General features: G+C 54.8%; 10 protein-coding genes. All 10 read left to right on the plus strand.

What is annotated here, in order from left to right:
• Nucleotides 1-2: 2 nt before the first annotated feature.
• The 10 genes from V9K92_RS04990 to V9K92_RS05035 all read left to right on the plus strand — a co-directional run bounded on the left by V9K92_RS04990 (nucleotide 3) and on the right by V9K92_RS05035 (nucleotide 11726).
• The gene (locus V9K92_RS04990; RefSeq protein ID WP_307277453.1) at nucleotides 3-395 is read left to right on the plus strand and encodes a hypothetical protein; all 393 of its coding nucleotides are present in this window, start codon (nucleotides 3-5) and stop codon (nucleotides 393-395) included.
• A complete protein-coding gene (locus V9K92_RS04995; RefSeq protein WP_336441485.1) occupies nucleotides 392-727 on the plus strand; it encodes a type III secretion protein in 336 nt (111 codons plus the stop codon). The genes V9K92_RS04990 and V9K92_RS04995 overlap by 4 nt, the downstream gene beginning before the upstream one ends.
• Nucleotides 724-2859, plus strand: coding sequence for a type III secretion system export apparatus subunit SctV (gene sctV / locus V9K92_RS05000; RefSeq protein WP_337353436.1), 2136 nt, complete (start codon nucleotides 724-726; stop codon nucleotides 2857-2859). The genes V9K92_RS04995 and sctV overlap by 4 nt, the downstream gene beginning before the upstream one ends.
• A complete protein-coding gene (locus V9K92_RS05005) occupies nucleotides 2852-4261 on the plus strand; it encodes a type II and III secretion system protein family protein (RefSeq protein WP_337353437.1) in 1410 nt (469 codons plus the stop codon). The genes sctV and V9K92_RS05005 overlap by 8 nt, the downstream gene beginning before the upstream one ends.
• Nucleotides 4251-4694, plus strand: a complete 444-nt coding sequence (locus V9K92_RS05010; protein ID WP_337353438.1) for a hypothetical protein — start codon at nucleotides 4251-4253, stop codon at nucleotides 4692-4694. Before V9K92_RS05005 ends, V9K92_RS05010 begins: the two co-directional genes overlap by 11 nt.
• Nucleotides 4695-4734: 40 nt before the next feature.
• Nucleotides 4735-5547, plus strand: a complete 813-nt coding sequence (locus tag V9K92_RS05015) for a tetratricopeptide repeat protein (protein WP_337353439.1) — start codon at nucleotides 4735-4737, stop codon at nucleotides 5545-5547.
• 15 nt (nucleotides 5548-5562) lie between these two features.
• A complete protein-coding gene (locus tag V9K92_RS05020; protein WP_307277472.1) occupies nucleotides 5563-6603 on the plus strand; it encodes an EscU/YscU/HrcU family type III secretion system export apparatus switch protein in 1041 nt (346 codons plus the stop codon).
• Between the two features lie 59 nt (nucleotides 6604-6662).
• A complete protein-coding gene (locus V9K92_RS05025) occupies nucleotides 6663-7331 on the plus strand; it encodes a L,D-transpeptidase (RefSeq protein WP_337353440.1) in 669 nt (222 codons plus the stop codon).
• A 12-nt stretch (nucleotides 7332-7343) separates the two neighbouring features.
• Nucleotides 7344-8147, plus strand: a complete 804-nt coding sequence (locus tag V9K92_RS05030; protein ID WP_336441491.1) for a hypothetical protein — start codon at nucleotides 7344-7346, stop codon at nucleotides 8145-8147.
• A gap of 63 nt (nucleotides 8148-8210) precedes the next feature.
• Nucleotides 8211-11726, plus strand: coding sequence for a hypothetical protein (locus tag V9K92_RS05035; RefSeq protein ID WP_337353441.1), 3516 nt, complete (start codon nucleotides 8211-8213; stop codon nucleotides 11724-11726).
• Nucleotides 11727-11743: the final 17 nt, after the last annotated feature.

An 11743-nucleotide genomic window follows, 5' to 3' on the forward strand; every position in this document is an offset into this window, starting at 1 on the left:
GAATGGCACTTGACGTTCGTCGGCAGGAAGATCGGATTCGGGCGCAGCTCGGGTCAGTTTCCGCACGTCCCGATGCCACGAGGGTCGAGCAGGCACAATCCAAAGCATTCGACGCATCCCTGGCTCGCTCCGAGCAGGCAGCGCGGCGCGCCAAAGAACCATTCATCGGCCAGATAGGACGGCTGCGAAAGCCGAAACTGGCAAATCCCGGCGTGTTCGATCTGGCGCGATCGCAGGAGATTCTGGACTATCTCATCAATGATCTGCTGCCGGAGCTGGATATTGACGAGGAAATCGCTGCCATCACCGCATCAATGCTGACGGAAGAGATAGAGAGCAGGCGTGAATTGCAGGAACGGCTCAGTCTTGCGCAAAATCAGGCATTGGGCCAGTGACTCAGCAGCGCCGGGACAGTGTCGAATTTCTTCATGGGCTCGGTTATCTCTATTGCAGGGCGGGGCAGCCCGAACGCGGATTGGTGTTTCTGCTGCTGGCCGCAAAGATTGCCCCGCATGAAACGTCAATCCTCAAATCCCTGGCGGCGGTCTTTGTCGAAACCGAATCCGCCACGCGCGCGCTGACTGCCATTGATCGAATCGAAGATATTGAAGGTACAGTTGCCCCTGGTCTTTCCCTTCTCAAAAGCAGGGCGCAGTGGCTTCGCGGCGAACATGACCGGGCCCGCGAGACGTTTCAGGATTATGTAGAACGAAGGCGGTCGGCATGAATATTCTCGCCTCGCTCAATCGCTTTGCGCGGGTGGCCTCCAGGCGCTCGGACATTGTCATTGCGGCTTTCATGCTGATTGCCATCATCATGATGATCATTCCGCTGCCGACATTTCTTGTCGACATGTTGATTGGTATGAACATCGCTTTCAGCCTGCTTATCTTTGTTGTGGCCTTCTATATCTCGAAGCCCGTGCAGTTTTCGGCTTTGCCGTCAATTATCCTGCTTGGCACGCTTTTTCGTCTTTCGCTTTCGATTACCACGACGCGTTTGATTCTGCTTCAGGCCGATGCCGGCCAGATCGTTGCCGCCTTTGGTGATTTCGTTGTGGGCGGCGAGGTCGTGATCGGTCTTGTTGTCTTCCTGATCATCACCATTGCCCAGTTTGTCGTGATTACAAAAGGCGCCGAGCGCGTGGCCGAAGTCGGTGCGCGCTTTGCTCTTGATGCCATGCCCGGCAAACAGATGAGCATTGATAGCGAGGCGCGCAGCGGCGATATAGATCAGGCCGAGGCAAAGCGCAGGCGTCAGGGTCTCGAGCGCGAGAGCCAGTTCTATGGCTCCATGGACGGCGCCATGAAATTCGTCAAAGGCGACGCAGTTGCCGGGTTGATCATCATTGCGATCAATCTCATCGGCGGCCTTGCCATCGGTACATTGCAACATGGCCTGCCGTTCGGCGAGGCAGCGCATACCTATTCGCTGCTGACTGTCGGCGATGGTTTGATTTCGCAAATACCGGCGCTGATGATGGCGGTCGCCGCAGGCATGGTGGTGACCCGGGTAACCTCTGACCGGGACGAGGATCTGGGCAGCGAGATCATTGGCCAGCTGGGTGCAAACCATCGTGCTCTTGCCCTGGCGGCGGTTATTCTTTTCGGCTTTGGCGTCGTTCCGGGGTTCCCGACCTTCGTGTTCTGGACACTCTCGGCACTGGCAGGCGGACTTGCCTATGTCGTGCACAAGAGGGCTGGCGGCCAGGATAGCGATGACGACAATGCCGGCAATGTCGTTCAGATCGGCAATATAACCAGGCCGCTACTGACACTGGCAGACGGGCAAACAGGACTTCTGCCCGGTTCGCAGCGCCTGGTCCTTTGCCTTGGTTCGCATCTGGCGGAGACTGCGGCGCTTCCGGTATTGCAAGAGAACATTGAACAGGTCCGCGCCAACGTCCTTACCGATATCGGTGTGCGTGTTCCGCAGATCGGCATTCGCACCGATCCGACGCTGGAACCTGACCAGTTCCGCATCGATCTTGAAGGCGTTCCGGTGACGGACGGAATAATCTTTATCGATCAGATTCTGGTGACGGATGAAACAGTTCATCTCGAACTCATGTCCATCCCCTATCAGGTGCGCCCCGTTCTTATTGGACGGAACGATTCCGTATGGGTTATGCAAAACCACAGGCAGACATTGGAAGATGCCGGCATAACATTCCATGAGCCCGTTGCGGTTTTGATGGAGGTTCTGACCCGCTCTGTGCGCCGTTATGCATCCGACTTCATTGATGTGCAGGAGGTTCGTTTTCTCCTGTCGCAGGTTGAGGAGGATTACGGCGATCTGGTCAAGGAAGCCGTAGGCGTTTCATCTCTGCAGAAAATCTCCGAGGTTCTTCGCAGGCTGGTTGAAGAGGATATCCCGATCACCAATCTGCGTGTTATTCTGCAGGCCATCGTCGAATGGGGGCCGCAGATCCAAAGCCCCTATGTGCTGGCCGAGTATGCGCGTATCGGATTGGCAAGGCAGATTTGCCACCGGCATTCGGAAATGAACCGGATCGTTTCTGCCTATCTGCTGACGCGGGAAACCGAAGATGCAGTCCGTGCCAGCGTGAATCAGGGGCCGGGCAACCCTTCGATCAATATTCCCGAAGATATATCCCGTCCCATCATCGAGCAGCTGAAAAGCCGGTTCAATGGCAGGGATACGGATATCGTCAGAACAGTGCTGACAACAATGGATATTCGCCGTCCTATCAGAAATCTCCTGATACGAAACGATATCAATCTGCCGGTTCTTTCCTACCAGGAAATCTCGCCGGAATTCAGTGTGCAGTCTCTTGGCTATATCTCGCTACCGGCCTCCGGCCAGATGCGGCAGATCGGGGCAGGGGCAAATGAGTAAGCGTTCAGTCAGTTTCCGTAACCAGCAACATCAGAATGTGGTGGACAATTACCCTATGCTCATACTGAATTCCTTTAAAAGGATCCGGCCGGCACGTTTGCCAGCGCCCATATTTATGCTCGCTGTGCTCTTTTCGTTTCTTGCCTGTCTGCATCCAGCTTCCGCTCAGGTCAAAGTGGATGCCACTGCGGGACAGGTGCTCAAGCTCAGCATGGGACAGGGACAGATATTGCGTTTCGACCAGCCGGTTGAATCGGTATTTCTGGCCGATACGACCATTGCCGATGTTCGGGTCGTCTCGCCTGGAGCGGTCTATATTTATGGAACGAAAATCGGCAACACCAATCTGATCGCGCTCAGCCCCGATCAGGGCACGCGCGGGACTGTCCAGATACGTGTTGTCGGCAATCCAAAAGAAGCGCAGCAGTCGGCCAAGGTGCTGCAACCGACCTCCACGGTGGATATTACCCTGTTCGGTGAGCAATATGTCGGCAAAGGCCAGACGAACAATGTGGGCGAGGCGCTGGACACGGACAATGTGCTTCAAAGCTATTCCAAACCTGACAAGCCCGCGCTCAACAATACAACAATTTCGGGTCCAAATCAGGTCAATATCCGCGTGCGGTTTGCCGAAGTGGCACGCAATGAGCTTGCGCGCTACGGTGTCGATTGGAGTGCGGTCGTCAATAGCGGCTCGTTCTCCTTTGGTCTTGTCAGAAGCGGTAATGTTGCCAGCCGGGATGGTGCAACTGCAATTGGTGTGAATAGCCGCAACGTCAATGTCGGCGTCCTTCTGGATGCATTGAAGGACAATGGCGTCCTGACGATCCTTGCAGAACCCAATATCACCGCCGTCACGGGACAAACGGCAAGCTTTCTTGCCGGTGGTGAAATCCCGGTTCCGATTCCGGTAGGAAACGACCAGATCGGCATCGAGTACAAGCAGTTCGGCGTGTCCTTGCAATTCACACCGACACTTCTGCCAAATGATCGCATTGCCTTGCAGGTGAGGCCGGAAGTCAGCAGCGTTTCGCAGGATAGCGTGGTGTCCATCGGCGGACTGGTTGTGCCATCCCTGCGCATCAGGCGTGCCGATACCACCGTGGAAGTCGGAAGCGGCCAGACATTTGCCATTGCCGGTCTGTTCCAGCGCCAGGAAACGCAATCGATCAACAAGACACCGGTCGTCGGTGATGTGCCGATCCTCGGAGAATTGTTCAAGTCGAAGCGTTTCCAGCGCAACGAGACGGAGTTGGTCATTTTGATCACGCCCTATCTCGTCGAGCCCACATCCTCCCGCAATCTAAAAACACCGCTGGACAGCCCGTCGGGTGCAATCTCGTCGCCGCGCAAAAAGTCCAGGAAGGTCGTCAATCAGGGGTATGGTTTCTATGTTGAATAATCGACCAATGTCCCCCAATTGCTTTGGCCTCAAACTGTTGGTTCTGACCGGTGTGGTGGCTCTTTCCGGCTGCATGGGTACCAAGATCCAGCCCTATTCGCCAAACTACAGCTATATCGACGCTGGCGGCACTTCGCGGCCGGGCGTGGTCAGAAAAGGGTATGACAGTGAACGGGCCGCCATGCTCGTTCCCGATGCCTGTATCACGCCCGATACGGGTGAATACCCGATGTATCTGCCGTCGGGCTGCGCAAACAATCTCAATTTGCAGCACATGGCGGCCAAGAAGCAGGACTTGATGCGTGGCCGGGAGATGGGGCCAGCTATGGCTGCGCCTGTCGCCCGCGCCGCACAGAATTACATTGAAGGAACCGACCCTGAAACCAGACGCCGCCGCCTTCCGGCGGATGAGGCAAACCGGTCAACCCAATGAGGATTATCGGCATGATCAAATTATATCGGGGAGCATCAATATGATCATGAAACATCTTGTTGGCGGTATCTTGCCCGTCCTGACCTTGGGGCTGGCAGTAACGGGCTGCATGTCCGGCACAGCGGAGCAAACAGCAGCCAAGAAGCCTGTCAGCGAGCAATCCAGATTGATGAAGATTGCCAGGGATATTGATGCAAAGGGCGAGAGCGGCACAGCTTTGGCGCTATATGAACGCGCTGCCGAAATGTCCGAAAATGATTCGACCGTCCATGTCAGGCTTGGAAATGCCAGGATTAAAGACGGTGATCCGGACGGGGCGGAACAGGCCTACCGTTCTGCATTGCAGATCAATCCGCAAGACGCCAATGCCATGCTTGGGCTTGGAACAGTGCAGTTGCAGCGCGGCGATGCGAGCGCTGCCGCCCGAATTCTGGCGTCGGCTGCGCCAGCGGTAAACACCGTATCGGCCTATAACAAACTGGGAACCGCCATGGTTCTGAGCGGCGATGGCGCGGGAGCGGAAGGAGCCTTTGCCAAGGCGCTTGCGCTGCAACCGGGAAATCTTGATACCAAAACCAATCTGGCATTGGCGCAGGCCCTGTCGAACAAACTGCCCGACGCATCGACAAGCATGAACAGTGTCGTGACATCGCCACTCGCCGAGAAGCGTCATTTCATCAATTACATGATCATTCTCAGCATGTCGGGAGATTCGGCAGGAGCACGTGCAATCGACGTGCCTGACATGGCGGTGAACCAGAAGAATCAGATTTTGGCGAAAGCTGCAAAATTACGCTCGATTCAGGATCCGGCGAAGCGGGCACAGGCCATTGGCCTGCTCGCTTCGGCGTAATCAAGGACGAAAGATGTGAGCCAGACCAGCGAAGAAAAAACACTTCCAGCGTCAGACAAGAAGATCGAGGACGCACGCAAGAAGGGTCAGGTGCTGCATAGCCCTGACATGGTTTCCGGCGTGATCATTCTCTCCTGCACCATGTTCCTCATCTACATCGCTCCGGTTCTGCGTGTGAAAGTTGGTGCTTTGCTTGAGGAAGCTTCGCATATTTACGACCGTCCTTTTGCCGAAGTCTGGTACCGGTTGATCACAATTTCGGTCCAGAGCCTGCTCACGGCCACCATACCCATACTCCTTATCACCATCTTCGCAATTCTGATTACCAACGTCGCGGTGACGCGCGGCTTTGTCTTTTCCGCCAAGCCCATTGAGCCCGACTTTGACCGTATTAATCCGGCGACGGGGTTGAAGCGCATATTCTCGCTCAAAAGCGTCGTTGAGTTCTGCAAGGCCCTGTTCAAGATCATTGCCGTGACAACCGCTTTTGTCTTCGTCTTTCAGGCCGGGCTGAAGGCCCTGTTCGAGTCGCCATCCTGTGGCGGGCTGTGCATGCAGGCGACATTCTTTGCCATGTTGAAGCCATTGGCTGCGATAGCCGTCGGCGCATTCCTGATCCTCGGTTTTTGCGACATTTTCCTGCAACGCTGGCTGTTCCTGCGCGAAATGCGAATGACGAAGACGGAGAGCAAGCGCGAGCACAAGGATATGGAGGGTGACCCGCTGATCAAGCAGGAACGCAATCGCCAGCGTCAGGCCATGACCGGTGGCAAGACCGGGCTGAAAAGTGCAGTTCTAATCATTGGCGACCCAGCCGATACAATTGTCGGAATCCGCTACGTGCGCGGTGAAACGCCGGTTCCCATCGTCGTTTGCCGCTCGTCCGGTGCCGGTGCCATGCAGATGAGCCGGCAGGCGGGCGATCTCGGGATTCCCGTATCATTGGATGGCGACCTTGCCCGTCAGATCGCCAAGACTGCCAGCATAGGCAATCCGGTTCCCGAACGCGCCTTCCAGCCCGTCGCAAATGCTCTTGTCGCAGCGGGGTTGATTTGAATGTTTCAGGATTTTGCACGGCCAAAGCACGCAATGCTCTCAATGGAGGTATATTTTTCATGATGACCCTGAAGTCCGGCTTCGGAGCATTGACGATTATTCTGGCTTGTCTTGGCAGCGTCGGCGCGGGTGAGAAAGTGCTCCCGACCGAGCCATCACCGCCCATCCTCGACCAAAAGAACCACAAGGTCTGGATTCAGCAAGGCTATCTCGATTTCCTGATGGAGCCGGAAAGCTATCCGCCTCGCCATGCGCGTCATGGCGCTGTGGCAGTGGACAGGCTCCAGCCTGTCGCCCCGCGCAGCGTCGTGAGCTACGAGACCCATGAAAAGCCGGGCACGATCATTATAGAGACGGAAAACCGCTCGCTTTATCTCGTGCAGGGCAATGGCCGTGCACTGCGTTACCCTGTTGGTGTCGGCCGGGAAGGCTATGGCTGGCGTGGGACCGAGCGTGTGTCGAGCAAGAAGGAGTGGCCCGATTGGCGGCCTCCCTCCGACATGCTTGCCCGGCGGCCTGACCTGCCACAACGCATGGCTGGCGGACCGGAAAATCCGCTTGGTGCACGCGCGCTTTATCTGGGAGACACACTTTACAGGATTCACGGCTCGAACGAGCCTGAAAGCGTGGGGCAATCATCCTCATCAGGATGTTTTCGCATGACGAACGAAGACGTCGTCGATCTCTATCGCCGCGTAAAAATCGGAACAAAAGTAGTTGTTTTGTAAGGAGGCAATACAATGGCATTTGTCGTGAAATTTGATGGAAAAAGCTTCAGTCTGAAGAGTGCAGATGGCGCTCAGACCTACAATGTCAGCCCTGCACAATCGCAATCCTGGCAAGCGGCGCTGGAAAAGCAGGCCAAGATGCAGGGCTTTAAAAGTACAACCGAGTTGCTCGACACCTTTGTGGTGACGGTGCCAAACGCCGGTGACTCCCAGTATAAGATCGCCGATCAGTTTGGAATAGGGCCCGAAGGGGCGCAGGCGATGGTGGAGGGCAATGTGCAATTTGCCAATCCTGATCTGATCCATACCTATCATGAGGGCGATCTCAATCCTGATTTTGTTACGGTTCCGGTACAGCCCGAGGCGGATAAGCCCATTTCAAATAAAAACCCGGATGGACCAGTTCCCTCATCAGACGAGCCAACGGGGCAAACGGATGGTGTCAAGAAGCAGAGTGCGATCGATACGCTGAAGAATCCCAGTGCTACCTCAGAACAGCGCAAGACTGCCATTGCGACCTATCTCGATGGGCATAGTGGCAGCGTAGAGGACCGTACCAAGGCGGCGATTGAGCTGCTGGATCCCAATCAGGATTATGGCGAAGAAAAAGTGAGGACGGCCAAACGTCAGGAGATCCTGGATGTTCTCGTGGAGCCATCCAAGGACAATGACGCCAAGAAAAACGTCTTTGACAGCCTGCTGGAACACAATTGGGTTTCGAAGAGATTTGACGACAAGAGCATGGACAAGCTGATCGGCGAGCACGCCAAGAACAAATACAATATCGATTGTGATCCGGTGAAGTGGAATCGCTGAGGTCTGGCCCTGGCTTTTCTTTGAAACAACGGACTGCGATGTCCGATTTCGGAAGGAAATAAGATGTCTTTTGGTGCAAATAATATCTTTCAGCGCTGGCGGGCCCAGCCTGCGAATGTAGACAATAAATTCGATACTGCCCTCACGCAAAGTGCCAAGGCAGCACCGCCACCGGCGACCCCGCCAAAACCGCCTGTGGCACCGCACGGGTGGAATGAAGGCCCTGCCGGTATTTCACAGCACCGCACGGAACCCGGTCTTTGGCCTTTCCGCATCTATGACAAGGCGGGAATAGACCCGACGGATAATAAGGCATTGCACGATCAGCTCGTTGCCACGCCGCAACTGGATCCCAAAGCCTTTGGCAATAGGCCAGCTGCGCCAGCGGATGCCGACAAGGCTTTGGAGAACTGCGATACGATCAATGTTCTCAGTCCTGAGCGACTTGCATTGCTTGAAGAACAGCGCACCGCATTGGCGACGGTAAGTGATAGCTCAAAGACCCAAGTTGAAAGAGACAGGGCAAAAGACGATCTGATTGTCGCCATCGGCAATGAGATTGAATTGGCCACGGTAGGACAGGGCGTGCCGAAGCTTGGCACTGACAAGAATGGCGACAAGAAAGTCGACGTCAATGAAGCAAGCGATGTTACAAAGCCCATCCTTGAACGCGCGCCAAATGATCCTGTGTTTGTTGATGCCTTCAATCAGGCGAAAGAACTGAAAGAATCCGCGTGGAAGGCCGATGGCCGCACGGACGATCAGATTGGTGTGATTGCCAAGGCAGGCGACGCCAAGGATTATGACAAGGTAACCAGCGAAACCAAGAAGCAATTGGTTGACCTCGCACTCGCAGCGGGCCCCACCGAGGCCCAGCAGATAACAGCGTTGAGCAACCGCGCCGATATTTACATGAACTTCAGTGCAGGCGATCCTGAAAAATATCAGGCAGCGCTTCAAACCGGTGCTGAACAGGCGATCAAGGAAATTCGCGTTGACCGTAAGGTTGGGGAACTGACCAACGCCTTTGGCAAGGGCGATCTTGGTGGTGCTCAGGCATTCATGGCCAAACTGCGCGAGCAAACCGGTACGAAGGACACGCTTCCGGGAAGCGGCTCGCTTCTGGCTTCGGATCCCCGGGTCATGTCAATGCTCGATAAGTCAATTGATGCGATCGCCGGTGCCGGCCCGCGTGATGGTGACATGAAAGCGAAAACCCAGGCGGTTGTCGATCTGGCCGAGGCCAGCCAGAACATTCTTTACAATGATGGCGACAAACCCGGCAAGGGCAAGGACTTCGTTGATCATGTTGCGAAATATGTGATCGACAAGATGCGCACGGAGTTACCGGGCGATCATCTGAATGTCTTCAGCCAGAATAAGTTCTTCAGCATTGCCAGCCGCGAGGATTTGCAGGGGCGTGGCACATCCCTGCTTTCGGCGACTTCGGCCTATACCGCAGTTGAAGCTGACAAGCAGAAGGATAAGACTATATCACTCGAAGACTACGATAATAGCTTTCAGGGGATCAATTCCAATGCGCAATGGGCGACCCGTCGCAGCATCGAAAACTTCGGCTCGGCGGCCAAATCGCTCAATGAGGAAATAAACACCAAGTACAACGAGCTTTATCACGGGCTCTCTGGCTGGGGTTCCAATGTCAAAGCCGATAACGGGATTCCTCCGGAAGCCCAGCTTGCCGAGGATATGAAGGCAATCGACAATATGTCGCCGGAGAACAAGAAGAAGTCCGAGGAGCTGGTTGATCTGGGTGAAACCAAACAGAAGCAATGGGAGATTCAGGACAGTATCGAGCTTGGTGTCAAATTGTACAGCAATGACAACAAGAAGGTCGATGGACAGGATACAGAAGCGCCCATCCCGATGTTGTTCGGTACCGGCATCATGATGACCAAATCCAAGTCGACCAAGGAAGCACTGGCGGACCTGCCGGAGCGTCCGAAGGAAATGACCACCACCGAACAAAAAACCCCAGGCACCGTCTGGGTGCAACGTGCGACCCGTGCTTTGGCGACAGAAGCCATCACCCAAACCCTTAAAGGCCGAGTCGGAGATATCACTGCTGCAATGGGAGAGAATCGTTTCCAGGAGATATTGAAAGGAAACACCCTGCCCACAATGGCCGAAGCGCAGGCAATTCTCAAAGCTGACAAGCTGAGGCCTGCCGATGCTGCCTTCTTGAAGGATGTTAAATCAATCCTGGGCGAGTCGAAGGTCCATGATATCGTGTCCGGAAAAGTCGTTCCCACTGATGAGGAGCGCAGGCAAATTGCGAGCGTACAGCGCCTGGATCACGGATTTGGCAGAGTTACACGCTTCTCCTCCGGGTTAAGTGCAGGCCTGTTTGGCAAGAACATAGACGGCCTGACGGGTACTCCAGACGATTTGGTATACTACGTGCCGCATACGATCATGATGTTGACCGCGGCACAGACGGCTTTGAATCCCAATGCCAAGTCAATCTTGTCGACTCCGTCTGCTACCGGAAATCCGCCTGACGTGGCCGAGATCAATGGGCATGTTAACAACGATCCGACGCTTGATTCAAAACAAAAGGAGAGGTGGAACAAGACCTCTCATATGCTCACGAGGGCGGGTGGCGTCGATACTCTTTATGTCGCCGCCGACATGACAAACATGATTTTGAATACAGTGGGGACTGACTCCGTCAAGCAGGATACAGTCAAGGCCTGGGGCTATGGCATTGCTACGGTTAGCGATGCGATGTTTGCGGTTGCCGCCTCAACGGGGAAGGTAACGACAGGTGCCGCAGAGGCTGCTTTGGTCAAAGAAAGCGGAGCGGCTAGATTAATGACGCGCCTTGGATTTCTCAGGGTCACAGGCGTTGCAGCAGTACTGCAAGTCGCCGGTGCCGGTATCGTTGGCGGCCGAGGCGCTTATAACGCTGCTCATACCTATGACAAGGCGGATGCTGATGCCATCCAGGTTCTGTATGGTGTCAATGATCGCAAGACTGCGGAAATGCTTGCCGAACATAATGATCTTCTGGATGAGGGTCTTATGGGCATACTCCAGACCGTGCTTCCGGGTGATAAGTATCTGATGGGCGGCGATGAAGGCACGCGCAGTGCAAATAATGTTCTGACCGGCACCTATGCCGATCTTGATTACAATCGGGCGCGGCTCGGCAAGCTTTTCAACAGTTGGACACCGGAAGAGGCCAAGGAAGTGTCCGAGACAATTCGCAACATGACAACCAATGACGACCACAAGCTGAAGGATACGCAGGACGATCTTCAATATCTGCAATTGCCTTTCGATCCGGCCAAGGCAGATTTGGCTAAGTATCCGAATATCAAATATGACGCTCAGGAAAAACGGTACGAAGACTCGCAGACTTCCATGTATTGGGACGGAAACAAATGGTGGGCTCCTCCGAAGAAGGTCGATCCCAACGCTCCGATGACGTACCACATATTATGGTACGATCCTGCAGCGGGCCACACAATGCGTAATGATGGCTTCGCCCGTGAGGTTAAACCCGACAGCACGGAAGGGCTCAAGGCCTGGTTGAAAAACAAAGGCTATCTTGATTGATCACAAAAGGCCGGCGC

It is taken from the genome of Phyllobacterium sp. CCNWLW109, assembly GCF_037203905.1.
Classification (GTDB): domain Bacteria; phylum Pseudomonadota; class Alphaproteobacteria; order Rhizobiales; family Rhizobiaceae; genus Phyllobacterium; species Phyllobacterium ifriqiyense.

What these genes read in the sequence shown, in the direction of transcription:
- V9K92_RS05015 (WP_337353439.1), top strand. Translation starts at nt 4,735, where the DNA reads ATGATCATGAAACATCTTGTTGGCGGTATCTTGCCCGTCCTGACCTTG.
- V9K92_RS05005 (WP_337353437.1), top strand. Translation starts at nt 2,852, where the DNA reads ATGAGTAAGCGTTCAGTCAGTTTCCGTAACCAGCAACATCAGAATGTG.
- sctV (WP_337353436.1), top strand. Translation starts at nt 724, where the DNA reads ATGAATATTCTCGCCTCGCTCAATCGCTTTGCGCGGGTGGCCTCCAGG.
- V9K92_RS05025 (WP_337353440.1), top strand. Translation starts at nt 6,663, where the DNA reads ATGATGACCCTGAAGTCCGGCTTCGGAGCATTGACGATTATTCTGGCT.
- V9K92_RS05010 (WP_337353438.1), top strand. Translation starts at nt 4,251, where the DNA reads ATGTTGAATAATCGACCAATGTCCCCCAATTGCTTTGGCCTCAAACTG.
- V9K92_RS04990 (WP_307277453.1), top strand. Translation starts at nt 3, where the DNA reads ATGGCACTTGACGTTCGTCGGCAGGAAGATCGGATTCGGGCGCAGCTC.
- V9K92_RS05035 (WP_337353441.1), top strand. Translation starts at nt 8,211, where the DNA reads ATGTCTTTTGGTGCAAATAATATCTTTCAGCGCTGGCGGGCCCAGCCT.
- V9K92_RS05030 (WP_336441491.1), top strand. Translation starts at nt 7,344, where the DNA reads ATGGCATTTGTCGTGAAATTTGATGGAAAAAGCTTCAGTCTGAAGAGT.